23 protein-coding genes are annotated in these 24,707 nt (G+C 71.2%); 12 read left to right on the top strand and 11 right to left on the bottom strand.

What is annotated here, in order from left to right:
• Positions 1–15: 15 nt before the first annotated feature.
• The 5 genes from ACJ9NR_RS26925 to mce form a co-directional block, all read right to left on the bottom strand.
• The gene (locus ACJ9NR_RS26925; protein WP_412492382.1) at positions 16–786 is read right to left on the bottom strand and encodes an ABC transporter permease; all 771 of its coding nucleotides are present in this window, start codon (positions 784–786) and stop codon (positions 16–18) included.
• Positions 783–1,751 carry an ABC transporter ATP-binding protein gene (locus ACJ9NR_RS26930; protein ID WP_412492381.1) on the bottom strand — a complete coding sequence of 323 codons (969 nt, stop codon included), beginning with the start codon at positions 1,749–1,751 and terminating at the stop codon, positions 783–785. Before ACJ9NR_RS26930 ends, ACJ9NR_RS26925 begins: the two co-directional genes overlap by 4 nt.
• Before the next feature lie 189 nt (positions 1,752–1,940).
• Positions 1,941–2,876 carry a coiled-coil domain-containing protein gene (locus tag ACJ9NR_RS26935; protein ID WP_412492380.1) on the bottom strand — a complete coding sequence of 312 codons (936 nt, stop codon included), beginning with the start codon at positions 2,874–2,876 and terminating at the stop codon, positions 1,941–1,943.
• 183 nt (positions 2,877–3,059) lie between these two features.
• The gene (gene scy, locus ACJ9NR_RS26940) at positions 3,060–6,905 is read right to left on the bottom strand and encodes a polarized growth protein Scy (protein WP_412492379.1); all 3,846 of its coding nucleotides are present in this window, start codon (positions 6,903–6,905) and stop codon (positions 3,060–3,062) included.
• Between the two features lie 234 nt (positions 6,906–7,139).
• Entirely contained in the window at positions 7,140–7,580 is a 441-nt protein-coding gene (gene mce, locus ACJ9NR_RS26945) for a methylmalonyl-CoA epimerase (RefSeq protein WP_412492378.1), read from the bottom strand.
• Positions 7,581–7,729: 149 nt separating this feature from the next.
• Here mce and ACJ9NR_RS26950 point away from each other — a divergent pair, with 149 nt between their 5' ends.
• The 3 genes from ACJ9NR_RS26950 (at position 7,730) to ACJ9NR_RS26960 (ending at position 11,388) form a co-directional block, all read left to right on the top strand.
• Positions 7,730–8,929 (top strand): acetyl-CoA C-acetyltransferase, encoded by a 1,200-nt coding sequence (locus ACJ9NR_RS26950; protein WP_412492377.1) that lies wholly within the window; start codon positions 7,730–7,732, stop codon positions 8,927–8,929.
• 79 nt (positions 8,930–9,008) lie between these two features.
• On the top strand, positions 9,009–9,968 hold the full coding sequence (meaB, locus tag ACJ9NR_RS26955) for a methylmalonyl Co-A mutase-associated GTPase MeaB (RefSeq protein WP_412492376.1): 960 nt from the start codon (positions 9,009–9,011) through the stop codon (positions 9,966–9,968).
• A gap of 175 nt (positions 9,969–10,143) precedes the next feature.
• Positions 10,144–11,388 carry an MFS transporter gene (locus ACJ9NR_RS26960; RefSeq protein WP_412492375.1) on the top strand — a complete coding sequence of 415 codons (1,245 nt, stop codon included), beginning with the start codon at positions 10,144–10,146 and terminating at the stop codon, positions 11,386–11,388.
• Positions 11,389–11,500: 112 nt separating this feature from the next.
• Here the strand turns inward: ACJ9NR_RS26960 and ACJ9NR_RS26965 are convergent, their stop codons facing one another.
• The 4 genes from ACJ9NR_RS26965 to ACJ9NR_RS26980 form a co-directional block, all read right to left on the bottom strand.
• Complete coding sequence (locus ACJ9NR_RS26965) at positions 11,501–11,977, bottom strand: MarR family winged helix-turn-helix transcriptional regulator (RefSeq protein WP_399135190.1); 477 nt, start codon at positions 11,975–11,977, stop codon at positions 11,501–11,503.
• Positions 11,978–12,070: 93 nt separating this feature from the next.
• On the bottom strand, positions 12,071–12,868 hold the full coding sequence (locus ACJ9NR_RS26970; RefSeq protein ID WP_412492407.1) for an AIM24 family protein: 798 nt from the start codon (positions 12,866–12,868) through the stop codon (positions 12,071–12,073).
• Positions 12,869–12,870: 2 nt separating this feature from the next.
• The gene (locus tag ACJ9NR_RS26975; RefSeq protein ID WP_412492374.1) at positions 12,871–13,521 is read right to left on the bottom strand and encodes an AIM24 family protein; all 651 of its coding nucleotides are present in this window, start codon (positions 13,519–13,521) and stop codon (positions 12,871–12,873) included.
• Position 13,522: 1 nt separating this feature from the next.
• On the bottom strand, positions 13,523–14,155 hold the full coding sequence (locus ACJ9NR_RS26980; protein WP_412492406.1) for an AIM24 family protein: 633 nt from the start codon (positions 14,153–14,155) through the stop codon (positions 13,523–13,525).
• Between the two features lie 216 nt (positions 14,156–14,371).
• On the opposite strand from ACJ9NR_RS26980, the gene ACJ9NR_RS26985 reads away from it, so the two are divergent.
• From ACJ9NR_RS26985 to icmA, 5 genes are all read left to right on the top strand, one after another.
• Complete coding sequence (locus tag ACJ9NR_RS26985) at positions 14,372–14,716, top strand: DUF3817 domain-containing protein (protein WP_412492373.1); 345 nt, start codon at positions 14,372–14,374, stop codon at positions 14,714–14,716.
• A complete protein-coding gene (locus ACJ9NR_RS26990) occupies positions 14,713–15,006 on the top strand; it encodes an MTH1187 family thiamine-binding protein (protein WP_412492372.1) in 294 nt (97 codons plus the stop codon). Before ACJ9NR_RS26985 ends, ACJ9NR_RS26990 begins: the two co-directional genes overlap by 4 nt.
• A 145-nt stretch (positions 15,007–15,151) precedes the next feature.
• Complete coding sequence (locus ACJ9NR_RS26995; RefSeq protein ID WP_412492371.1) at positions 15,152–15,661, top strand: MarR family winged helix-turn-helix transcriptional regulator; 510 nt, start codon at positions 15,152–15,154, stop codon at positions 15,659–15,661.
• 65 nt (positions 15,662–15,726) lie between these two features.
• On the top strand, positions 15,727–16,065 hold the full coding sequence (locus ACJ9NR_RS27000) for a DUF3817 domain-containing protein (protein ID WP_412492370.1): 339 nt from the start codon (positions 15,727–15,729) through the stop codon (positions 16,063–16,065).
• 107 nt (positions 16,066–16,172) lie between these two features.
• The gene (gene icmA / locus ACJ9NR_RS27005; RefSeq protein WP_412492369.1) at positions 16,173–17,873 is read left to right on the top strand and encodes a coenzyme B12-dependent isobutyryl-CoA mutase large subunit; all 1,701 of its coding nucleotides are present in this window, start codon (positions 16,173–16,175) and stop codon (positions 17,871–17,873) included.
• A gap of 155 nt (positions 17,874–18,028) precedes the next feature.
• Here the strand turns inward: icmA and ACJ9NR_RS27010 are convergent, their stop codons facing one another.
• Complete coding sequence (locus ACJ9NR_RS27010) at positions 18,029–18,649, bottom strand: TetR/AcrR family transcriptional regulator (RefSeq protein ID WP_412492368.1); 621 nt, start codon at positions 18,647–18,649, stop codon at positions 18,029–18,031.
• 209 nt (positions 18,650–18,858) lie between these two features.
• Here ACJ9NR_RS27010 and ACJ9NR_RS27015 point away from each other — a divergent pair, with 209 nt between their 5' ends.
• The 4 genes from ACJ9NR_RS27015 (at position 18,859) to ACJ9NR_RS27030 (ending at position 23,151) form a co-directional block, all read left to right on the top strand.
• Positions 18,859–19,839 (top strand): tetratricopeptide repeat protein, encoded by a 981-nt coding sequence (locus ACJ9NR_RS27015; RefSeq protein WP_412492367.1) that lies wholly within the window; start codon positions 18,859–18,861, stop codon positions 19,837–19,839.
• Positions 19,840–20,484: 645 nt separating this feature from the next.
• Entirely contained in the window at positions 20,485–21,117 is a 633-nt protein-coding gene (locus ACJ9NR_RS27020; protein ID WP_412492366.1) for a DUF6230 family protein, read from the top strand.
• A 131-nt stretch (positions 21,118–21,248) separates the two neighbouring features.
• Complete coding sequence (locus ACJ9NR_RS27025) at positions 21,249–21,806, top strand: DUF6114 domain-containing protein (RefSeq protein WP_412492365.1); 558 nt, start codon at positions 21,249–21,251, stop codon at positions 21,804–21,806.
• Positions 21,796–23,151 carry a hypothetical protein gene (locus ACJ9NR_RS27030; RefSeq protein ID WP_412492364.1) on the top strand — a complete coding sequence of 452 codons (1,356 nt, stop codon included), beginning with the start codon at positions 21,796–21,798 and terminating at the stop codon, positions 23,149–23,151. The genes ACJ9NR_RS27025 and ACJ9NR_RS27030 overlap by 11 nt, the downstream gene beginning before the upstream one ends.
• 106 nt (positions 23,152–23,257) lie before the next feature.
• Here the strand turns inward: ACJ9NR_RS27030 and pyk are convergent, their stop codons facing one another.
• Complete coding sequence (gene pyk, locus ACJ9NR_RS27035) at positions 23,258–24,682, bottom strand: pyruvate kinase (protein ID WP_412492363.1); 1,425 nt, start codon at positions 24,680–24,682, stop codon at positions 23,258–23,260.
• Positions 24,683–24,707 lie beyond the last annotated feature (25 nt).

Consider the following 24,707-nt stretch of genomic DNA (forward strand, 5'->3'; position numbering starts at 1 on the left):
AAAGACCGGCCCCGCTCACGCGTCCCGTCGCTTCAGCACCAGGTACCCGCCGGCCAGGGCCGCGATCACCCACAGGGCCATGATGCCGAGGCCGCCCCAGGGCCCGTACGGAGTGTCGTCGCCGATCGGCGTGACCACCTGCATGATCTTGCTGCCGGCCTGGTCGGGCAGGTACCGGCCGACCTTCTTCGTCGCGGAGACGTTGCCCAGGATGTTGGAGATCAGGAAGAAGAACGGCATCAGGATGCCCAGGGACAGCATCGGCGAGCGCAGCATCGCGGCGACACCCATCGAGAACACCGCGATGAGCGTCATGTAGACACCGCCGCCGATCACGGCGCGCAGCACGTGCGGGTCACCGATCGAGGCGCGGTGGGAGCCGAGCATCGCCTGGCCGAGGAAGAAGGCGACGAAGCTGGTGACCAGGGCCACGACCAGGGCGAGGCCGGTCGCCACGGCGATCTTGCTGAACAGGAAGGCGCCGCGCTGCGGCACCGCGGCCAGCGAGGTGCGGATCATGCCGGTGCTGTACTCGTTGGAGACCACCAGCACCCCGAACACGATCATCGCGAGCTGGCCGAGGCTCATCCCGGCGAAGCTGATGAAGGTCGGGTCGAAGGAGAGCCGGTCCTTCCGGCTCATGTTCGCGAACTGGTGGTTCGTCAGCGCCGAGATCAGCATGCCGAGCGCCACGGTGACGACCACGGCGAGCGAGAGCGTCCACACGGTGGACGCCACCGACCGGATCTTGGTCCACTCGGACCGTACGACCTGGACCGTCGTCACGACCGGCTCCTCTCCCAGCTCTCGCCCCACTGGCTTTCGGGCGGCGCCTGCGGCCCCGGCCCGGCGTGCGCGTGGTACTCCACGGACTCCGCGGTCAGCTGCATGAACGCCTCCTCCAGGGAGGCGGTCTGCGGGCTCAGCTCGTGCAGCACGATCTGGTGCCGCGCGGCCAGCTCGCCGATCTGCTCCGCCTTGGCGCCGTCCGCCTCCAGCGCCCCGGCGCCGGACTCGACGACGACGATCCCGGCCTCGTGCAGCACGTCGAGCAGCCGTTCGCGCTGCGGGGAGCGGACGCGGACGTACGACCGCGAGTTGCGCGCGATGAAGTCGGCCATGGAGGTGTCGGCGAGCAGCCGGCCCTGCCCGATGACGACGAGGTGCTCGGCGGTCAGCGCCATCTCGCTCATCAGGTGGGAGGAGACGAAGACCGTGCGGCCCTCGGCCGCGAGCGCCTTCATCAGGTTGCGGATCCAGTGGATGCCCTCGGGGTCGAGGCCGTTGACCGGTTCGTCGAACATCAGGATCCGCGGGTCGCCGAGCAGGGCGCCGGCGATGCCGAGCCGCTGGCCCATGCCGAGCGAGAACCCCTTGGCCTTCTTGCGCGCGACCGCCGTGAGGCCCACCGTCTCCAGCACCTCGGCCACCCGGCGCCTGGGGATGCCGTTGCTCTGCGCGAGGCACAGCAGGTGGTTGTAGGCGCTGCGGCCGCCGTGCACGGCCTGGGCGTCCAGCAGGGCTCCGATGTACTTCAGCGGGTCCTTGAGACGGTCGTAGTGCTCGCCGTCGATCCGCACGTCCCCGGCGGTGGGCCGGTCCAGGCCGAGCATCATGCGCATCGTCGTGGACTTGCCGGCGCCGTTCGGCCCGAGGAACCCGGTCACCATGCCGGGTCTGACGGTGAAGGTGAGGTTGTTGACCGCCAGCTTCTCGCCGTAGCGCTTGGTCAGGCCCTCGAGCTCGATCATGCGGCCACGCTAAGGCGCCGTCCGGGCTGTTGCCAACCGGATCGGCGGACGGAGTGCCCGCGGCGCCGGCGACGTGCGGGTGCCGCCGCGGGAACGTGCCCGCCCCGGGCAGACCGAAGGCCCGCACCTCCGGGGGAGACGGTACGGGCCTTCGAACGTGCTTGCGGCCGGCTCCGGTTGAGCGACCGGCTAGCGGGACTGCTGAGCGGGGACCCCACGGGAGATGGGCTCGTCCTCGGCGGGAGAGCCGGCGGCGGCCACCGCGGCGCCGGTGAGCGTCGCGAGCATTTCGCGGACGTTCGTCAGCTGGGCGTTGATGCTGTCGCGGCGGTTGGTGAGGGCGGCCAGCTCGCGCTCGGATTCCGAGCGGATCCGGTCGGCCTTGGCGTTGGCGTCGGCCACGATGTCCTCGGCCTGGCGCTGGGCCGTCTCCACCGTCTGGCGGGCGCGGCGCTCGGCGTCCGTGCGCAGCTTCTCCGCCTCCAGACGGAGCTGCTCGGCGCGGTGCTCGATCTCGGCGAGGCGCTTCTCGGCCTTGGCCTGACGGGACGCCAGGTCGCGCTCGGACTGCTCGCGGCGCTTGGCGAGGTTCGTCTCGAAGTCGGCGGCGGCCTGGGCCGCCTTGGCGCGGGTCTCCTCGAAGAGGGCGTCCGCCTCCTCCCGCTTGGACTGGGCGTCCTTCTGGGCCTCGGAACGCAGCTGCGAGGCGTCGCTCTTGGCCTTCTCGACGATCCGGACGCCCTCGTCCTCGGCCTTGGCCTTGCGCTCCGCCGCGAACGACTCCGCGTCGTTGCGGACCTGCTGGGCCGCCGACTCGGCGAGTTCGCGGTGCTGTTCGGCGGCGCGCCTGGCCTCCTCGCGCAGATCCTTGGCCTCCTCCTCGGCGAGGCGGAGGATCTTCTCGACACGCGCACCGAGACCGGCGTACGACGGCTCGGCGTCGGTCACCTGTGCCTGGGCGTTCTGCGTCTCGAGGTGGAGCTCCTCGATGCGCTTTTCCAGAGCGGTGATGCGGGCGAGAGCGCTGTCACGGTCGGAGACGAGCTTGGAGATTCGTTCGTCCACCTGAGCGCGGTCGTACCCACGCCGCACAAGCTCGAAGCCGTAGGGGGAAGTGTCGCTCATGGGGTTCCTGTCAACTGAGACCGGTGAGGTGATAGGGGGAATCCTAGGGGCCGAAGCGGTGTGTCATCGAGCGGATACGTGTTTGATCTGGAGAATGACACCCCTTTTGAGTGGCTGTCGGGCCGACCTCTTGCCAAAAAAGTGGTCAAAGGCCCCAGAGTGGACCGGATATGGGCCCGTCGATCAGCCGTCCGACGGCTTACCCGAACGGGGGGCGCCGACCGTGGCCCCGGCCTTGACGCCGCCGTCCTTGCCCGCCACCGGGGCCTCGAAGGACTCCAGCGCCTCCAGCACGTCCTGGACCCGGGAGATCTCGGCGTTGATGTCCTCGCGCCGGCGCACCAGGATCTCCAGCTCGCGCTTTCCTTCCTCGACCGTGCGCTTGGCCTCGCGGATCGCCTCGGCCTTGAGCTCCTCGGCCTCCTTGATCAGGGCCGACTTCTTCTGCTCGGCCTCCTTCAGGAGCCCCTCGGCCTTCTTCACGGCGGCGATACGGACCTTGCCGGCCTCCGAATTGGCCTCCGAGACCAGCTCCTTGGCCTTCGCCTGAGCCTTGGCCAGCTGCTCCTCGGCCGCCTTGATGAGCGCGTCGCAGCGGTCGCCCGCCGACTTCATCGTCTCGGCCGACTCCCGGCGGGCCCGCTCGTGCAGCGCCTCGATCTCGCCCGTGATGCGGTCGCGCAGCTCCTCGGCCCGCTCGCGGATGGACGTGGCGTCCCGCCGGGCGCCGACGAGCAGCTCGTCCGCGTCCGTACGGGCCTTCTCCACGCGCGCGTTGCCCTCGACCGTCGCCTCCGAGACCACACGGTCGGCCTCCGCGCGGGCCGCGCCCACCATGCTGTCGGCCTGCGCCTCGGCGTCGGCGGTGGTCTGGTGGGCCTGCTGCTGCGCCTCGGTGAGCAGCTTGTCGGCCTCGGCCGTGGTCTCCGTGATGAGCTTGTCGACCTGCGCGGCCACGTCCTGGCGCCGCTTGCCCGCGTCCTTGCGGGCCTCGTCGAGGGTGCGGTCGGCCTCCTCGCGGGCGGTGCTGACGAGCCGTTCGGCCTCCGCCTCCGCCTCGGCCTTCACGCGCTGGGACTCGCCGCGGATCCGCTCGGCGTGCTGCTGGGCCGAGCCGACCGTCTCGGCGGCCTCGGCGCGCAGCCGCTCCGCGTCCCCGGTGGCGTCCGCGATGAGCTTCTCGGCCTTGGCGACCGCCTCGGCGCGCAGCCGGTCCGCCTCGGTGATCGTCTCCGTGGTGAGCCGCTCGGCCTCGCCGCGCGCCTCGGTGATGAGCGTGTCCGCCTGGGTGGCGGCGTCCGACCGGATGCGGTTGGCGTCGTCGCGGGCGTCCGCCCGGGTGCGCGCGGCGGCCTGGTCGGCCTCGGCGATGGCGTCCGAGGCCTCCGTACGCGCCTGCTGGGCGTATTCGGTCGCCTCCGACCGCAGGCGCTCCGCCTCCGCGATCGCCTCCGAGACGGTGCGCTCGGCGAGTGACTTGGCGGCCTCCGACTCCTCGGCCGCCTCCCGCCGGACCCGGTTCGCGTCCTCGCCGGCCCGGTCCCGCTCGGCGTAGGCGTCGGCACGGACCCGGTCGGCCTCCTCCTGGGCCTCGCGCCGGGTGCGCTCCGCCGCGTGCTCGGCCGCGCTGCGCAGCCCGGTGATCTCCTCCTGGGCCTGTTCGTGCAGCCCGGACACGGAGTCCCGTACCTGCTGGGCGTGCAGCTCGGCCGCCGAGACCATCTCGTTCGCGCGCCGGTCGGCCTCCTCGACCAGGCGCACCGCCTCGGTCTGCGCCTCCTCCACGCGGTTGCGCGCCGAGGCCAGCAGCTCCTCGCTCTGCTCACGGGCCCGCTCGCGCTCCTGGTCGGCCTCGGTGCGCGCGGCGCCCAGCAGCTCCTCGGCCTCCCGGCGGCGCCGTACGGCCTCCTCCTGCGCGGCGGCCAGCGTCTCCGACGCCTCCGTCCCCAGCCGCTCGGCGGCGGCCTGGGCCTCGGCCCGGACCCGGTCGGCGCTGTCCTGCGCCTCCGCCTTGAGCCGCTCGGCCTCGGCGGCGGCCTCCGAGCGCAGCCGTACGGCGACGGCCTCGCCCTCGGCGCGGGACGCCGAGGCGTCCGACGCGGCCTCGTCGCGCAGCCGCTCGGCCTCCGTCTCGGCCTGCTGCTGGAGCGTGCGGATCCGCTCGGCCGCCTCGGCGCGCAGCCGCTCGGTCTCCTCGACGGCCTCGCGGCGGATGCGTGCCGCCTCCTCGCGGGCCTCGGCCAGCGCCTGCTCGGCCGCGGCGAGCCGCTCCTCTGCCTCCGTGTGCAGCCGCGTCAGTTCCTCCGCGGCCTCCGCCCGGCGGGCCTCTATGGCCCGCTCGGTCTCCTCGTGCAGTTCGCTCGCGGCGCGCTCGGCGTCCGCCTTGATGCCCTCGGCCTGCTCGACGACCTCCTCGCGGTGCCGCTCGGCCTCCTGGCGGGTGCGCTGCAGGGTCTCCTCGGCCTGCCGGCGCAGCGTGGTCGCCCGCTCGATGGCCTCGGTGCGGACCTTCTCGCTGTCCGCGGTGGCCTTCTGGCGCAGCTCGTCGGCGTCCTGCCGGGACTTCGACAGCAGCTCCTCGGCGGTCTTGGCCGCCTCCTCGATCTGCTGGACGGCCTCCTTGCGGGCCTCCGCGCGGATCTTCTCGCCCTCGGCGACCGCGTCGGCGCGCAGCTGCTCGGCCTCGCCGCGCAGCCGGCGGGCCTCCTCCTGCAGCTCGACCGTCTTGGCGCGGTACTCCTTGGTGTCGTCCTTCGCCGCGCCCTTGAGCTGCTCGGAGATGTCGTGCGCCTCGGCGCGCAGCCGGTCCGCCTCGGCCTCCGCCTCGGAGCGGATCCGCTCGGCCTCCTCGGCGGCGGCCTTGGTGGTCCTGCGCGCGTCCTCCTGCGCCCGGTTGAGGACGTCCTCGGCGGTCTTGGCCGCCTTCGACAGCTGGGTCGCGCTCTCCTCGGCGGTGATCGTGCGGGCCTTCTCGGCGGCCTCGGCGACGATCCGCTCGGCCTCGGCGCGCGCGTCGGCGACGACCTGCTCGGCCTCCGACCTGGTGGCCTCGGCGTCCTTCGTGGCCTCCTCGACCAACCGGGCGACCTGCTCCCGCGCCGTGCGTGTGCGCTGCTCGTTCGCCGACTCGGCGCTGGAGAGGGTCTTCTCGGCCGACGCGGTCGCCTCGGTGATCAGCTTGTCGGCCTCGGCCTGGGCCTTGCGCAGCGCCTCCTCGGCCTCGGCCATCCGCTGCTCGGCGGCCCGGCTGAGCTCCTGCGCCTGGCGGCGCGCGCTGTCCGACTCCGAGACGGTGGAGGTGCGCAGCTGCTCGGCGTGGTCGGTGGCCTCCTGCGCCTGGGTGGAGGCGGCGTTCAGCAGCCGCTCGGCGTCCGTGCGGGCCCGGCGCAGGATCTGCTCGGCCTCCGTGCGGGCCGCCTCGGCGTCGCTCTGCAGCCGCTCGCGGGCCTCGGTGGTCAGCCGCTCGGCCTCCGCCCGCGCGGCGGCCATGGCCTGCTCGGCCTCGGCCCGGGACTCCTCCAGGAGCCGGCGGGCCTGCGACTCGCTGCGGGCGCGCAGCTGCTCGGCCCACGCCACGTTCTCGTTGACGTGCGACTCGACGGTCCGGCGGCGCTCGGCGAGCTCCTGGTCGAGCTGCTGGCGGCGGGTGACCGCCTCCTGGTGCAGCTCGGCCTGGAGCCGGGCGGCCTGCTCCGCGTGCTCCTGGAGGATGCGCTGGGTCTGCGCCCGCACCTGGCTCAGCTCGCGCTCGGCGTCCTGGCGCAGCTGGTCGGCCTGCACCTGCGCGTTGCGCAGCAGCTGCTCGGCCTGGTAGCCGATGTCACCGCCGTCGAAGGAGGGCCGGGACATGAGGGTGCGGCGCGCCTCGTGCAGCTTGGCGCGCAGCACCTCGACCTGGTAGCCGAGGTCGTCGGCGTGCTGGATCGCCTTTTCCCGCTCGGTCTTCAGCCGCTCCATCTCGGCCTCGAACCGAGAGAGGTGGTCGACGTCAGCCGCCGGCTCTCGCTCCTGGCGTTCGTAGCCCCGCACTGCGCGGTCCCATCCGTCCCCTGGTCGCAAGTCTGGCCAAACGAGCTCCGTCCATCCGCCGAACGGGGCCCCCGGGGGAATGGTGTCAGATCAACGGCGGAGCATGGGCTGCTGCCCCGACGCTCGCCCCCCGAAACCCGGACCCCGGCGTGGTCCTCCCTCGGACGGCAGGACCCGGCCGCCCCGGTTGGAGAGGCGACCGCCCCCAACCCTACCGGCCCATATGTACGACGGTCAGTGCTCAGGTGACTCAACAGGCGCCGAAGTGACCAGTTCTGTCAGTACGCCATGGCAATCCTTCGGGTGCAGGAAGGTGATCCGTGACCCCATGGAGCCGCGTCGCGGCTCTTCGTAGAGCACCCGGACGCCCTTCTCCTTGATGCCGGCGGCCTCGCCGTCCACGTCCGCCGTGCCGAAGGCGATGTGGTGGACACCCTCGCCGTTCCTGTCGAGCCACTTCGCGACCGTGGAGTCCGGCCGCGTCGGCTCGAGGAGCTGCAGGTAGGAGGCGCCGCCGTCGGACGTCTCGTTGATCTTGAGCATGGCCTCGCGCACGCCCTGTTCCTCGTTGACCTCGGAGTGGAACACCTCGAAGCCGTAGGTGGCCCGGTAGAACTCGACGGTCCGGTCCAGGTCGAAGCAGGCGATCCCGATGTGGTCGATTCGCGTCAGCATGTCTGTCAGTGCAGCGCTCCCAGGAGAGTTGCGCAACGTGCCAGCGATCACATCGACGGCCGGGTGACGGCACGGAGTGCCACTCAGTACATTCGAAGTAAACCCTCGTTCACTCCTCGGCTGTGCAGCCGGTAAGGGGATCGCAGCTCATGTCATCTGGAACGAACACCTCCGTGATCGTCGCGGGCGCGCGTACGCCCATGGGACGGTTGCTCGGCTCGCTCAAGTCCTTCTCCGGAGCCGATCTCGGCGGCTTCGCGATCAAGGCCGCCCTCGACCGTGCGGGGATCGGCGGCGACCAGGTCCAGTACGTGATCATGGGCCAGGTGCTGCAGGCCGGCGCGGGCCAGATCCCGGCGCGCCAGGCCGCCGTCAAGGCCGGCATCCCGATGAACGTCCCGGCGCTGACCGTCAACAAGGTCTGCCTCTCCGGCCTCGACGCGATCGCGCTGGCCGACCAGCTGATCCGCGCCGGCGAGTTCGACGTGATCGTCGCCGGCGGCCAGGAGTCCATGACCAACGCCCCCCACCTGCTGCCGAAGTCCCGCGAGGGCTTCAAGTACGGGGCGATCGAGATGCTCGACGCCATGGCCTACGACGGCCTGACCGACCCGTGGGAGAACATCCCCATGGGCGAGTCGACGGAGAAGCACAACACGCGCCTGGGCATCCGGCGCCCCGAGCAGGACGAGATCGCCGCCCTGTCCCACCAGCGCGCGGCCGCCGCCCAGAAGAACGGCGTCTTCGAGGCCGAGATCACCCCCGTCGAGATCCCGCAGCGCAAGGGCGAGCCGGTCGTCTTCAGCAAGGACGAGGGCATCCGCGGCGACACCACCGCGGAGTCCCTGGGCAAGCTGCGCCCGGCGTTCACCAGGGACGGCACCATCACCGCCGGCTCCGCCTCGCAGATCTCGGACGGTGCGGCGGCCGTGGTCGTGATGAGCAAGGCCAAGGCCCAGGAGCTGGGCCTGGAGTGGATCGCCGAGATCGGCGCCCACGGCAATGTGGCGGGCCCGGACAACTCGCTGCAGTCGCAGCCGTCCAACGCGATCCGGCACGCCCTGAAGAAGGAGGGCCTGGAGGTCTCCGACCTCGACCTCATCGAGATCAACGAGGCCTTCGCCGCCGTCGCGGTGCAGTCAATGAAGGACCTCGGGGTGTCCACGGAAATGGTGAATGTCAACGGCGGCGCGATCGCCCTGGGCCACCCCATCGGCATGTCCGGCGCCCGCCTCGTGCTGCACTTGGCGCTGGAGCTCAAGCGGCGGGGCGGCGGCGTCGGCGCGGCCGCGCTGTGCGGCGGCGGCGGTCAGGGTGACGCGCTGATCGTGCGGGTACCCAAGGCCTGAGCCCTCAGTACCTGCTGTACCTGCTGTACCTGCTGTACCTGCTGTACCTGCTGTACGTGAACCTGTGAACGGAGCTGTGATGCAGGACGTCTCCACCCTGGTGACCCAGGCCAGGGAAGGCCGGCCACGGGCCGTGGCCCGGCTGATCTCGCTGGTCGAGGGGGCGTCCCCGCAGCTCAGGGAGGTCATGGAGGCACTGGCGCCGCTGACCGGGAACGCGTACGTGGTGGGCCTGACCGGTTCCCCGGGCGTCGGCAAGTCGACGTCGACCTCGGCACTGGTGACGGCGTACCGCAAGCAGGGCAGGCGGGTCGGCGTCCTGGCCGTCGACCCGTCCTCGCCCTTCTCCGGGGGCGCCCTGCTCGGCGACCGCGTCCGGATGTCGGAGCACGCCTCCGACCCCGGTGTCTACATCCGCTCGATGGCGACCCGGGGCCACCTGGGCGGCCTCGCCTGGGCCGCCCCGCAGGCGATCCGCGTGCTGGACGCGGCGGGCTGCGACGTGGTCCTGGTCGAGACGGTCGGCGTGGGCCAGTCGGAGGTGGAGATCGCCTCCCAGGCCGACACGAGCGTCGTCCTCCTGGCCCCGGGCATGGGCGACGGCATCCAGGCGGCGAAGGCCGGAATCCTGGAGATCGGCGACGTCTACGTCGTCAACAAGGCCGACCGCGACGGCGCCGACGCCACCGCGCGCGAACTGAACCACATGCTGGGGCTGGGCGAGGCCCGCGGCCCCGGCGACTGGCGCCCGCCGATCGTCAAGACGGTCGCGGCACGCGCCGAGGGCGTCGACGAGGTCGTCGAGGCGCTGGAGAAGCACCGCGCCTGGATGGAGGAGCGGGGCGTCCTCGCCGAGCGCCGGCTGGCCCGCGCGGCCCGCGAGGTCGAGACGATCGCGGTCACGGCCCTGCGCGAACGCATCGGCGACCTGCACGGCGACCGCCGGCTGAGCGCGCTGGCGGAGCGGATCGTGGACGGGCGGCTGGACCCCTACCGGGCCGCCGACGAACTGGTGGCGGGCCTCACGGAAAGCAGCTGACGCCGCTGTTCGGCGGGGCGCCGGTCCCCGGCGTGGAAGGCTCCCAGCCTCCGCTGATACGTTGACCGGCATGTACCTCCTCCTGGCATAGGGCACGCCCGGGCCCGCGCGGCCGCCGACACGGCCGGCGCGGCGATCAGGCGTCCCCTTTTCCGCCTCGAGCCGAGGAACTCCCGTGTCCAGCAAGCCAGTCACCCGGCCGACGTATGCCGTCGTCCTCCAACTCCCGTACGCCCGCCGTACTTTCGCGGCCGCCCTGCTCGGCAGGATGTCGTACGGAATCGTCCCCCTGTCCGTGATGCTCGCCGTCACCCGTGCCACCGGCTCCTACGCCGCGGCCGGTACCGCCATGGCGCTGTTCGGCGGCACGAGCGTCTTCCTCTCGCCCGCGCGGGCGGCCCTGATCGACCGTCACGGGCCGCGCCGCGCACTCGTCCCGATGACAGCGGCGTACACGGCCCTGCTGGGCCTGCTGACGGCGCTCGTGTCCGGGCCGGGGGCCGCCGCGCCGCCCGTCCTGGCCGCGGTGACCGCCGCGGCCGGCGCCTGCACCCCGCCGCTGGGCCCGACCATGCGGGCCGTGTGGGCGCGGCTCACCCGGGACCGGGAGCTGCTGCTGCGCGCGTACGGCCTGGACGGGGTCGCCGAGGAACTGCTGTTCGTCTCGGGGCCGTTGCTCGTCGGCGGGCTGGTGGGCCTCGCCCCGCCGGCGGCCGGGATCGTCCTCGGTGGGTGCCTGATGGCGGCCGGGACCGCCGGCTTCGTGCGGTCGCCGGCCGTGCGGGCGATGGGGCACGGCGACGGGCGGGGGCGGGCGCGCCGGGCCGCCGCCCCGCGGGGCGCGCTGCGCGGCGTCGTCAGGCCCGCCCTCGCCGCGGCCGGAGTCGGGCTCGCGCTCGGGGTGGTCGACCTGGTGGTCGTGGCCTTCGCCGAGCAACGGCACTACGGCGACGACGCCGTGGCCTGGACGCTGGCCGCCCTGTCGGCCGGCAGCGCCGTCGGCGGGCTGTTCAACGGAGCCGTGGCCTGGCGCGGCCCGGCACGCGCGCGTCTGCCGCTCCTGGTGGCCGGCCTGGCCCCGGCGCTGGCCGGCGCGGCCCTCGCCCCCGGCCTCGCCACCCTCGCCCCGGCCCTCGCGGGCGCCGGTTTCTTCGTCGCCCCGGCCCTGGCCACCGCCTATCTGGCCGCCGACGAAGCGGTGGTCCCCGAGGCACGGGTGCGGGCGGGCGCCTGGGTCAACACCGGTGTGAACGCGGGCGGTACGGCGGGTGCCGCCGGAGCGGGCCTCCTCCTGGGCGGTCTGCCCACAGCCCTCTGCTTCACGGCGGCGGCCGCGGCGGCCCTGCTGACCGCCCTGGTGACGGCATGGGGCGCCGCTCGCACGGACCGGGTGGGCCAGGAGGCGGTGCCGGCGGCGTGACGGAGGGGGCGGGCGCCCTCGGGCCCTTGCCGCCCCGAAACGCCGGCAGGCGGCGTCCTGTGCGGACTCCGCCTGCTGTCGGTCCCAGCGAGGGTGTGGCCGGTCGACGGGGTCAGGGGCGTCCCCGCTGCCCGCGCAGGTGTTCCGCGATGGGCTTCAGGGCCTTGTCGAGTTCCGCCAGGGCCTCGGGGGACAGCAGGTCGATGAAGTGCCTCCGCACGGACGCCACGTGGTGCGGCGCGACCTTCTGCATCGTCTCCATGCCGTGTTCGGTCAGCACCGCGTAGAGGCCGCGCCGGTCGGACTCGCAGTTCTCGCGCCGGACCAGGTTCGCGTTCTCCATCCGCGTGATCTGGTGGGAGAGGCGGCTCTTGGACTGGAGGGTGGCGGACGCGAGGTCGCTCATCCGCATCCGGACGTCCTCCGACTCGGAGAGGTTCACCAGGATCTCGTAGTCGTTCATTGTCAGGCCGAACGGCTGCAGGTCCCGCTCGAGCTGGTAGGTCAACAGCCTGTTGACCTCCAGGTGGGTGCGCCAGGCACACTGCTCCGCATCGGTCAGCCAGGGCGTGGCCGTCTCGGTCTCCATGAATGAAGTCTACCTAAAATGTTGAAAGGCGAACTAGTGAGGGGTGGCGTGACGGCGCGCATACGTTCGACGTCACACTCCGCAGACTACCGCTCACAGCCCGAAGCGACGCTGGAGGTCCCCCAGCTGTCCGGGAAGGCGCGGTGCGCCGGCCTGTTGTGAAGGGCCTGTGTGTGCCCCGCCGGCGCCGGGTACCCCCGGCTCGGACGGAACCACCCCCGTGGCCTGCTCGGCCATGAGGGTCTCCGAGGACTGGAGCAGGACCGTACCGGCTCCCACGAACTCGAACTGGTGCTCCTCCCCGGAGGCGCCGCCGAGGCCCGTCATCGCACGTAGACCGCCCATTACGCCTGTCATGTAGCTGTGGTCGTAGTGGTGGCACGGCGAGGGGCAGTCGGCCCAGCCGACGAGCGCCTGCGGATCCACCCGGATCGGGGGTTCCATGAACACCACCGGACCGTTTGACGCGGCCACGAACTTTCCGGTTCCGATGAGGGTCAGAAAACCCGGCACGATCGATTGCTTGAGAGCAAGACTTGGCTGAAAAGCGAGCAAGTTGCCCGAGCGAATGGTCAGGTTGCCGTCTTCGAGGTCGTACGAATTCACATCGAAGGCCCGGTCGGCGAGGAGCATCTTGCCCGAGCCCTCCGCCACGACCCACTCGGCGGCGTGCAGTGGCGAATGAAAGGACGTACGGACGATTCGGTCGAGCCGGCCGTGCCCGATGCCGTTGAACTCCATCGAGCCGTAGTAGGCGATCATCTTCCCCTTCTGCAGGAACCACTGGCTCCCCTTGAGCTCCACGCAGAAGGTGTACTTGTTGACGTTGTCGTCGACCGGCAGGGTCATGGGGTCGTAGACCGTCGGGCCGCCGCCCGGAGCCCCGTACATGCTCACAGCTTCTCCTCCGAGGCCTGGACGTACACCGTGCCGTTGCCGCTGAGCTCCAGCTGGAAGGCCTCGCCGGAGCCGCGCCCCACCATGTCCCGCCAGCCCAGGGCGGTCGACAGCTTGTTGCGTACCTCGCCGTGGTGGGCGACGTACGCCTGCGGGTCGACGTGGACCGGGTGCTGGGGGGTGATCGGGATCTCGAAGACGCCGCCGTGGGCCATCACGGCCACCGAGCCGTGTCCCCTCAGGGTGGTGGTGAACAGGCCCTGGCCGGTGACCTGGCCGCGCACCATGCCCATGACGCCGCCCTGCGAGCCCATGAACATCGTGCCCTGCTGGAGGGTGCCCTCGAAGGCGAGCAGACGGTCCGCCTCCACGTAGAGCGTGTCCCCGGTGAGGTTGATGACCTGGACGTGGTGGCCGCCGTGCCCGAACAGCACCGTGCCGCTGCCCTCGACGCTCATCAGCGGGGTCGCCTCGTTCGCCACCCGGCGGCCGATCATCGACATGATGCCGCCCTGGCCGCCCTGGATGTTGGGGGTGAACGACACCTCGCCCTGGTAGGCGAGCATCGCGCCGCGCTGACTGAACAGCCGCTGGCCGGGCAGTACGGTCGCCTCGACCATCTTGGAGTTGATCTCGCGGAAGGGCATGTCAGACGTCCCCCGCGATCGTGTTCCGCTCGCTCGGCTGTACGTACACCAGCCCGTCCCCCTCGAACCTGATCTGGAAGGCCTCGCCGCCGCCCTCGCCGAGGAAGGTGCGGAAGGTCACACCGGACTGGAAGGACTGCCGCAGGTTCCCCTGGTGCGCGATGTAGGCGCCGGGGTCGACGGTCAGCGGGTACTGCGCGCTCACCCGGAGCGCCACGGCCGGGCCGTCCGACATGATCGCCGCCTGGCCGTGGCCCTCGACGGTCGTGGTGAACAGGCCGTTGCCCTGCGAGGCGCCGCGCAGACCGGTGAAGGTCGTGCCGGTCCGCAGACCGGCGTCGGTCGCGAGCAGGTTGCTGGACTCCACGTACAGCTTGTCCCCCTGGAGACCGACGAGGTTGATCTCGGAGGCGCGGTCCGCGAACCAGCACGTGCCGTGCCCCTTCACCTCCATCACCGTCATCTGCTCGCCGGTGAGCCGCCGCGTCACCATCCCGCGCAGCCCCTCACCGCCGCCGCTCATCTTCTTGAAGGTCATCTGTCCGTCGTACGCGACCATCGAGCCGTTCTTCGCCTTGACGGCATCTCCGGTCATGTCGACGGCGAGCACCTTGCTGCCCTGAAGTCGGAACATCGCCACGCTGTGAAGGTAGCCGCCGCGCGGGTGGAGCGAACAGGGCCCGTCGGGTGGAGAAAGCCCTGTCCGGACCCCTAGGGGACGACCGGGGGACGAATGTCACGTCCGGCCGGGCGACCCCTCGGCCGGTGTCCGTCCCGGCGTTTGCCAGAATGGGTGAACGCTTGTGCCTCCGTTCACAAACAGCGACCCGTCTCCCACCGAAGGTGACCCGTGGACCTCAAGACCGCCACCGCCCTCCGCCGCCTGCGACTCGTCTCGGCCCCCGAGGCCGTCTCCTTCCTGCTCCTGCTGGTCTGCTCCGTGCTGAAGCGGACCACGGACTTCAACGCGGTGCCGGTCATGGGCATGGTCCACGGCGTGCTCTTCATCCTGTACGTGGTCTTCTGGGCCGACGCCTGGAACCGCACCAAGTGGCCGGCGCGGACCGCGGCCTTCTACTTCGTCCTCTCCGTCCTGCCGACCGGCGGCTTCTTCGCCGAGCGCAAGCTCAAGCGGGCGGCCGAGGACGAGGTCATCGCCTCGCGCGCCCGCCAGGAAGGGGTCGTGAACGCATGATCGTCGCCTTCTCCGTGACGCCGCTGGGCGTCGGCGAGGACGTGGGGGAGTACGTCGCCGAGGCCGTCCGCGTCGTGCGCGAGTCCGGCCTGCCGCACCGCACCGACGCGATGTTCACCTCGGTCGAGGGCGAGTGGGACGAGGTGATGGACGTCGTGAAGCGGGCCGTCGCCGTCGTCGAGGCGCGCGCACCGCGTGTCTCCCTGGTCCTCAAGGCCGACATCCGCCCCGGCGTGACCGACGGGCTCACCTCCAAGGTGGAGACGGTGGAGCGCCACCTCGCCCGGTAGGGACCGGGCTCACCCGGTCGGTACGGCGGCACGAGCAGTGCCCGCCCCGGCCCCGGCCCGCGGTGCGCCGCTCGTCCCCCGGGTCCGGCGACCGAAAGGCGAGACGGGGCTGACCAGCATGTGACCGGCCGGTAAGGTCTGTGCCGTGCCGAAGCCGCTCAGCCTTCCCTTCGATCCGATCGCCCGCGCCGACGAACTCTGGAAGCAGCGCTGGGGAAACGTGCCGTCCATGGCGGCCATCACCTCGATCATGCGCGCGCACCAGATCCTGCTCGCCGAGGTCGACGCGGTGGTGAAGCCGTACGGACTCACGTTCGCGCGGTACGAGGCGCTGGTGCTGCTCACCTTCTCCAAGGAGGGCGAGCTCGCGATGTCGAAGATCGGCGAGCGCCTCATGGTGCACCCCACCTCCGTGACGAACACCGTCGACCGGCTGGTGCGGTCGGGTCTCGTGGCCAAGCGCCCCAACCCCAACGACGGGCGGGGCACCCTCGCCTCGATCACCGACCGGGGCCGCGAGGTCGTCGAGGCGGCCACCCGCGACCTGATGGCGATGGACTTCGGCCTCGGTGCCTACGACGCCGAGGAGTGCGGGGAGATCTTCGCGATGCTGCGGCCGCTGCGGGTGGCCGCCCACGACTTCGACGAGGAGTGACCCGTCCCGGGACCCGGGGCGACCCGGTCCAAGATCTCCCGGAACGTGCGGTTACGCTCGACGGCATGAAGAAGAGCGTGCTGACCCGCTACCGCGTCATGGCCTACGTCACCGGCGTCCTGCTGGTCCTGCTGTGCCTGAGCATGATCGCCAAGTACGGCCTGGACATCGACGGCGCCGCGGACTTCACCCGCGTCGTCGCCATCGCGCACGGCTGGCTCTACGTGATCTACCTGATCTTCGCCTTCGACCTGGGCTCCAAGGCGAAGTGGCCGGTCGGCAAGCAGCTGTGGGTGCTGCTCGCGGGGACGATCCCGACGGCCGCCTTCTTCGTCGAGCGGAAGGTCAGCCACGAGCTGGAAGGCAAGGTCGCCGACGCGTCCCCCGCGGTCGCCGAGGTCTGAGCCGCCCCCGCCGTACGCCTCCGCGCGTACGGCGGATGCCCTCGGTGATTTGGTCGGACGTCCTACTACCTCGACATTTACTTGGACGTCCAAGTAAATTGGATGGCATGGACGCTGACGCCATCGAGGAGGGCCGCCGCCGCTGGCAGGCCCGGTACGACGCTTCGCGCAAGCGAGAGGCCGACTTCACCACGCTCTCCGGGGACCCGGTGGAGCCCGTGTACGGCCCCCGGCCGGGGGACTCCTACGACGGGTTCGAGCGGATCGGCTGGCCGGGGGAGTACCCCTTCACGCGCGGGCTGTATCCGACCGGATACCGGGGGCGGACGTGGACCATCCGGCAGTTCGCCGGGTTCGGGAACGCCGAGCAGACCAACGAGCGCTACAAGATGATCCTCGGCAACGGCGGCGGGGGCCTGTCCGTCGCCTTCGACATGCCGACGCTCATGGGCCGCGACTCCGACGACCCCCGCTCGCTCGGCGAGGTCGGGCACTGCGGGGTGGCCATCGACTCCGCGGCCGACATGGAGGTGCTGTTCAAGGACATCCCGCTGGGCGACGTGACCACGTCCATGACCATCAGCGGTCCGGCCGTCCCCGTCTTCTGCATGTACCTGGTCGCGGCCGAGCGGCAGGGCGTGGACCCCGCCGTGCTCAACGGCACGCTGCAGACGGACATCTTCAAGGAGTACATCGCGCAGAAGGAGTGGCTCTTCCAGCCGGAGCCCCATCTGCGCCTGATCGGCGACCTGATGGAGCACTGCGCCGCCGGCATCCCCGCGTACAAGCCGCTGTCCGTCTCCGGCTACCACATCCGCGAGGCCGGTGCGACGGCCGCGCAGGAGCTGGCCTACACCCTGGCCGACGGGTTCGGCTACGTGGAGCTGGGGCTCAGCCGCGGGCTCGACGTCGACGTGTTCGCCCCCGGGCTGTCCTTCTTCTTCGACGCGCACGTCGACTTCTTCGAGGAGATCGCCAAGTTCCGCGCGGCGCGGCGCATCTGGGCACGGTGGATGCGGGACGTGTACGGCGCGCGGAGCGAGAAGGCGCAGTGGCTGCGTTTCCACACGCAGACCGCCGGTGTCTCGCTGACCGCCCAGCAGCCGTACAACAACGTCGTGCGCACGGCGGTGGAGGCGCTCGCGGCGGTGCTCGGCGGGACCAACTCGCTGCACACCAACGCCCTGGACGAGACGCTCGCGCTGCCGAGCGAGCAGGCGGCGGAGATCGCGCTGCGCACGCAGCAGGTCCTCATGGAGGAGACCGGGGTCGCCAACGTGGCCGATCCGCTGGGCGGTTCGTGGTTCGTCGAGCAGCTGACGGACCGGATCGAGGCGGACGCGGAGAAGATCTTCGAGCAGATAAAGGAGCGCGGTCTGCGGGCGCATCCGGACGGCAGGCACCCGATCGGGCCGATCACCTCCGGGATACTGCGCGGGATCGAGGACGGGTGGTTCACCGGGGAGATCGCCGAGTCGGCCTTCCGCTACCAGCAGGCGCTGGAGAAGGGCGACAAGAGGGTGGTCGGCGTGAACGTCCACACCGGCTCGGTCACCGGGGACCTGGAGATCCTGCGGGTCAGCCACGAGGTCGAGCGGGAGCAGGTGCGGACGCTGGCCGCGCGCAGGTCCACCCGGGACGAGGCCGCGGTGCGTACGGCCCTCGACGGCATGCTCGCCGCCGCGCGGGACGGATCGAACATGATCGGCCCGATGCTGGACGCGGTGCGCGCGGAGGCCACTCTGGGAGAGATCTGCGGGGTGCTGCGCGACGAGTGGGGCGTGTACACGGAGCCTGCCGGGTTCTGAGCCCCGCTGCCGAGCGGGCTGCGGCGGCTCCGGCGGGCCCTGAGCGGGCCCGAGGGGCCCCGGCGCCCGGAGCGCCCGTAAGGCCTGTGCCGTAGGGGACGCGCGGGCCAAAGCCCGTGCCGCACGGGACGCGGGCCGCGCCGGGTCGGCGGGAGCTACGACGCTCCCGTCAGCCCCAGCAGCAGGACCCGGGTGAAGTCGCGCACCCATTCCTCGTCCGCCGGTTCCGCGCTGACCAGGGTGCGGTGGACCACCGCACCCGCCACCACGTCGAAGATGAGGTCGACCGTGCGGGCCGTCTCCGCGGGATCCGTCTCCGGGGGGAGCTCGCCGCGGCTCTGGGCGCGGGCGCGACCCTCCAGAACCAGCCGTTTCTGGCGGGTGACGATCGAGTCGCGGATGCGCTCGCGCAGGGCCTCGTCGCGGGTGGCCTCGGCGACCACGGCCATCAGCCCGCTCTTGGCCTCCGGCCGGGCCAGGATGGCCGCGAACTGCAGGACCACGCCCTCGATGTCGGCGGCCAGGGTGCCGCGGTCGGGCAGCACGAGCTCGTCGAAGAGCTCCGCCACCGCGTCGACCACCAGTTCGTTCTTGCCCGCCCAGCGGCGGTAGAGGGTCGTCTTCGCGACCCCCGCGCGCGTCGCCACGTCCGAGAGGGTGAGCTTGGACCACCCCAGCTCCACCAGCGCCTCCCGCGTGGCCGCGAGGATGGCGGCATCGGCCTCGGCGCTGCGCGGGCGTCCCGAGGCGCGTGTGGCGGGAGTGCGGCTCTGCATCCACTGACCATAACCGGCGGTTGCCGTGACGCCGTGAGGGAGATCACCGGGAGGTGGTCGCGAGGAGGCACCCGGTGCCATTACGCTACGACTCGTAGCGAAACCACTGGCGTGGCGCGGGGTGGGGACCCGGCGCCGGACACAGCGCCGTACGACCGGCTTTCACACGGCTTTTCACACACCGCGCGCGGACGGGGGAGGATAGACGCATGCAGCCACGGAACATGTCCATGAGCGGAGTCGTCGACCTCGCCGCGGTGAAGGCGGCCCAGGAGGCCAAGGCGAAGGCGGAGCAGGCCCGAGCGGAAGCGGCGCGGACGGGCGGCGGCCCGGGTGCCGTCTCCCCGGCCGACCTGGTGATCGACGTCGACGAGGCCGGCTTCGAGCGCGACGTCCTGCAGCGGTCCACCGAGGTGCCCGTCGTCATCGACTTCTGGGCCGAGTGGTGCGAGCCCTGCAAGCAGTTGAGCCCTGTCCTGGAGCGGCTCGCCGTCGAGTACGACGGGCGCTTTCTTCTCGCAAAGATCGACGTCGACGCCAATCAGATGCTGATGCAGCAGTTCGGGATCCAGGGCATCCCGGCGGTGTTCGCGGTCGTCGCCGGTCAGGCGCTGCCGCTCTTCCAGGGGGCCGCGGGCGAGGCCCAGATCCGCCAGACCCTCGACCAGCTGGTGCAGGTCGCCGAGGAGCGCTTCGGGCTGACCGGCCTGACGGTCGATCCCGAGGCGGAGCCGGGCGGCGCCCCGGCCGCGCCCGAGACCGTGCCCACGGGGCCGTACGACGCCCTTCTCGAGGCGGCCGTACGGGCCCTGGACTCCGGGGACCTCGGCGGCGCGGTGCAGGCGTACAAGAACGTGCTGAGCGACGACCCGGGCAACCCGGAGGCCAAACTGGGCCTCGCCCAGGCCGAGTTGCTCCAGCGGGTGCAGGGTCTCGACCCGCAGCGGGTGCGCCAGGAGGCGGCGGACAAGCCGGCCGACGTCCAGGCGCAGATCGCCGCCGCGGACCTCGATCTGGTCGGCGGTCACGTGGAGGACGCCTTCGGCCGGCTCATCGAGACGGTCCGGCGCACGGTCGGTGACGACCGGGAGGCGGTACGCGTGCGACTGCTGGAGCTTTTCGAGGTCGTCGGGGCCGATGATCCTCGAGTGGCGACGTCACGCAGAGCACTCGCGCGTGCACTGTTCTAGCGGGGTGGCGACCCGGTTCTGACCAGTCGCTAAACGCCCGGGCATGTGATGCCCGAGTGAAAGATTTGCCGATGGAACGTCAGTGCGGCCGCGCTTTACCAAAACTTGGCAATCGCGGCCGCTGTTACTGGCAGTAAGTTCAGGGCGTTGATCTGTCGGTTTCTGTCCAGTGATCAACGGTTTTGTCTCTGGCCTGGGCTGCACCCTCCGTCGCCGCTCGAGACCTGTGGGTCGTCCTTCGGTTATCCGGCCGTTACTACCGAGTAACGAAGCCCCTTGTGCGGGCGGCGAGAATGCACCACGATCGGCGACGCTCGGTCCATTCGCGTACCCCGACAGCCGGTCGGGTCACGCGAGTTCCAGGGTCCCCACCGAGCAGAGCCGACGTCGCTGACGCCGGCTCTTGGGCAGGGGGGTCTTCGCCCACCCGGCGAAGCCTGTCCAGCAAGGTTGTGCGTGATGCGTGTCAGGCGCGACCAGTGGTTGTCGCTCGGGGGTGATCGCCGGTGATCGGTGCGCGGTTCGCGCCTCCGAGTACGGGCGCTCTCCTTCCCGAGGACGTAGCACTTCTCCCATCCCTGCCCGGCCGAACCGCCGACTAGGGGCGGTCGGGAGCAGGAGATGTACGTCCGAGAAGGAGGAAATATGGAGTCCCAGGTGCGTGGCGGGACCAGATGGAAGCGGTTCGCTGTGGTCATGGTGCCCAGCGTCGCCGCTACGGCCGCGATAGGTGTCGCCCTCGCGCAGGGCGCTCTCGCCGCGTCGTTCAGCGTGTCCGGCCAGCAGTTCAAGGTGACGGCCGACCAGCTGACCGGCACCGGCTTCTCTCAGTACGGTGCCATTGACTCGGGGTACACCCTCGACGGCAAGAAGACGGCCCACCCGGTCGCGGTCTCGGCGTTCAAGTCCGCGAGCATCAAGGGCCTGTGCCAGTCCGTGGTCACCCCGGGCATCCCGCTGATCGGCAACGTCAGCCTCGTTCTGAAGGCCGGTGGCGGCAGCACGCCGGTGGAGGCCGACAACCTCTACATCGACCTCGATGACCTGAGCGCCGACGCGACGTTCAAGAACATCGACATCGGTGTGGCCGCCAAGGACGCCAGCAAGGGTCCCGGCATCCACAGCGGTGACACCGCGAACCCGTACGGATTCGCGCAGCAGGCCGACTCGGCCACGCTGACCGGAGTGAAGCAGACGGCGTGGGCCACCACCGCCGGAACCTTCAAGCTCAGCGGACTGAAGATGTCCGTGAAGACGGGCACTCACGAGTGCTACTGAGCAGGTGACGACGGGCGGGGGAGCCGATGGCGCCCCCGCCCGTCAACCTTCCAGCACTTTCTTCACACGCTGTACAACCCACCACCACAGCACCATCACCACAGCAAAGCCGCACCAGGGAGCTGTATTCCATGAGCGCCGAGACTCCTGCCGAGCCCGCCGGCCAGTTCAGCCGCCGGAGGGCGCAGTTCCGCGCCTGGCGGGGCGAGCGGCCGTTCTGGGCCGGCCTGTTCGTCATGCTCGCCGGACTCCCCATCGCCTACTTCCCGTACGCCCATCTCCAGGTGGGCCACCTGACGCTGGCGATGGCCACCACCGCGGGTGCCGGATCCCTGATCATCGGCGTGCTGCTGGTCGTTCTGGGCTTCAGCCTGTGGTTCCAGAAGCACGTACGCACCTTCGCGGGCATCGCGGCGATCCTGCTGGGGCTGGTCTCCATCCCGGTGTCCAACCTCGGCGGCTTCCTGATGGGCTTCCTGCTCGCGCTGGTCGGCGGAGCCATGGCCGTGGCCTGGGCCCCGGGCGAGCCGCCCGCCGAGGAGTCGCGGGAGGACACCCCGGCGACGGGCGGCGCCCCCGCGGCCACGGACCCGGACACCACCGTCCTCAAGCCCGTGGTGGGCGAGCCGAACGATCTGTCAGGAACGAGCCCGGCCAACGGGGCGAACGGGAGGCACAGTGCCGGCTGACGAGGTGACCCACGGGACTGATGTGGACGAGTCCCGTGTGAGAACCGGGCCGCGCCACGCGGCCCCCAGGAAGCCGCTGTTCACCAGGTTCCACATGCCGGCCGGCAAGGCGATAGCCATGGCGGCCATGCCGACGGCGGTTCTCGTGGGCATGGGCTTCACGTCCTCGCTCGCGCTCGCGGCCGGCAACGGCTCGCCGTCCCCCACGGCGAAGAGCCTGACCGCGGACGAGTACAAGAACTGCGTGGCCGCACTGGGCGGAGCGTCGGCCTCGCCGTCGCCGTCCGCGTCGCAGAGCACGGCGGCCGGCAAGGCGACGCCGTCGCCCTCGTCCACCGCGGACGCGTCGAAGGACTCCGCGAAGACGTCCTCGAAGAACTCCTCGGGCACGGGCACGTCCTCTTCGCCGGATTCAGGTTCCGGCGACAAGGCGGCGTCCACGCCCACTCCGTCGGCCTCCGGCGGTTCCGGCAAGGGCACGTCGAGCGGTGACACCGCCTCGCCCAGCCCCTCCGCGTCCGCGAGCAGCGGCGGCGGTCTGCTGAGCGGCGTCGGCGACGCCCTCGGCAGCCTGCTGGGCGGCGGCTCGTCGTCGGCCACGAGCACGACGCCGGCCCCGACCGCCTCGCCCAGCGCGAGCGCGAGCAAGGACGCGTCGGCCTCCGCCACGTCGGACAAGAGCCTCACGGGCACCGTCAAGGACACCACCAAGGCGGTCACCGACACGGTGAACGGCACCGTGAAGGACACGACCGACAAGGTGTCCAAGGCGACGGCCGACGCCACCGAGGCGGCCCGGAAGGCGGCCGACGCGGCCACCGCCACGGCGAGCCCCTCGCCGAGCTCCAGCGCGGACGCGGGGAACTGTCCCACGGCCACGGAGGACCAGGGCGGCGTCGACAACAAGGTGCCGGTGGCCGACGACCCCTGGTACCTGAGCGCCAGCTCGCTGCTGCTGAAGGGCGCCGACTACCAGGGCGTCGTCAAGGTCAGGGCGGCCAACGGCACCACCAAGAAGGTGCTGAAGTACGTCATCTCCGGCGGCACCGACATCGGTGACCTGCACCAGACGGTCAAGGACAAGCAGCAGGGCAAGACCTACCACGTGCAGGCCGGTTCGGGCACGACGTCCACGATCCGGGACGGCGACACGACGATGTACACGGAGTCCATCTCCGGCAACCTCTTCGGCCTGATCCCGATCACGTTCAGCCCGGACAGCCCCCCGCCGCTGAACATCCCCCTGATCTACTTCACCAACGTCAAGGTCGTCCAGGCCGCCCAGTTCGGCGGGACCCTGCACGTGCCCGGTATGCACGTGTACACGACCGACGGAACCGGCTGAGCGCCGCCACAGGCCCGTCCGGGAGCCGCACAGACGCCGAGGGCGCCCCCGTCGCGGGGGGCGCCCTCAGCGCCGTACAGGAGCCGTCACGGCCCTTCGCGGGTCGTCAGCTGCCGCCGCCGATGTGGTGGACGCGGAGCATGTTGGTGGTGCCGGGGACGCCGGGGGGCGAGCCGGCCGTGATGATGACGGTCTCGCCCGGGTCGAAGCGGTTGATCTTGGCGATCTCCTGGTCGACCATGTCGACCATCTCGTCCGTGGTGTTCACGAACGGCACCACGTGCGACTCCACGCCCCAGCTGAGCGTCAGCTGGTTGCGGGTCTCCTCGTCGGTGGTGAAGGCGATGATCGGCTGCTGCGCGCGGTAGCGGGACAGCCGGCGGGCGGTGTCGCCGGACTTGGTGAAGGCCACCAGGCCCTTGCCGCCGAGGAAGTCCGCGATCTCGCACGCGGCACGCGCGACCGAACCGCCCTGCGTGCGCGGCTTCTTGCCCGGCACGAGCGGCTGCAGGCCCTTGCTCAGCAGCTCCTCCTCGGCCGCGGCGACGATCTTCGACATCGTCTTCACGGTCTCGACCGGGTAGGCGCCCACGCTGGACTCGGCGGACAGCATGACCGCGTCCGCGCCGTCCAGGATCGCGTTGGCGACGTCGGACGCCTCGGCGCGCGTGGGACGGGAGTTGGTGATCATCGACTCCATCATCTGGGTCGCCACGATCACCGGCTTGGCGTTGCGGCGGCACAGCTCGATGAGGCGCTTCTGCACCATGGGGACCTTCTCGAGCGGGTACTCGACGGCCAGGTCGCCACGGGCCACCATGACGGCGTCGAACGCCATCACGACGTCCTCCATGTTGTCCACCGCCTGCGGCTTCTCCACCTTGGCGATGACCGGGACCCGGCGGCCCTCCTCGTCCATCACCTTGTGGACGTCGGCCACGTCCCTGGCGTCCCGGACGAACGACAGCGCGACCATGTCGCAGCCCATGCGCAGCGCGAAGCGGAGGTCCTCGACGTCCTTCTCGCTCAGCGCGGGCACGTTGACGGCCGCGCCGGGCAGGTTGATGCCCTTGTGGTCGGAGACGACGCCGCCCTCGATGACGATCGTCCTCACCCGCGGACCCTCGACGTCCAGGACCTTCAGCTCGACGTTGCCGTCGTTGATCAGGATCTGGTCACCGCGGTCGACGTCGCCGGGCAGGCCCTTGTACGTCGTACCGCAGACGGACTTGTCGCCGGAGACGTCCTCGGCGGTGATGACGAACTCGTCGCCGCGCTCGAGCTCGACCGGGCCCTCGGCGAAGGTCTCCAGACGGATCTTCGGGCCCTGCAGGTCGGCCAGGACACCGATGGCCCGGCCGGTTTCCTTGGACGCGGCCCGGACGCGGTCGTACCGCGCCTGGTGCTCGGCGTGGGAACCGTGGCTGAAGTTGAACCTGGCCACGTTCATGCCGGCCTCGATCATCGAGACCAGCATTTCGTGTGAGTCGACCGCGGGGCCGAGAGTGCAGACGATTTTCGAACGGCGCATGGAGCGATCCTATCGGTTTGTTTCG

It is taken from the genome of Streptomyces sediminimaris (assembly GCF_047049295.1).
Taxonomy (GTDB): Bacteria; Actinomycetota; Actinomycetes; order Streptomycetales; family Streptomycetaceae; genus Streptomyces; species Streptomyces sediminimaris.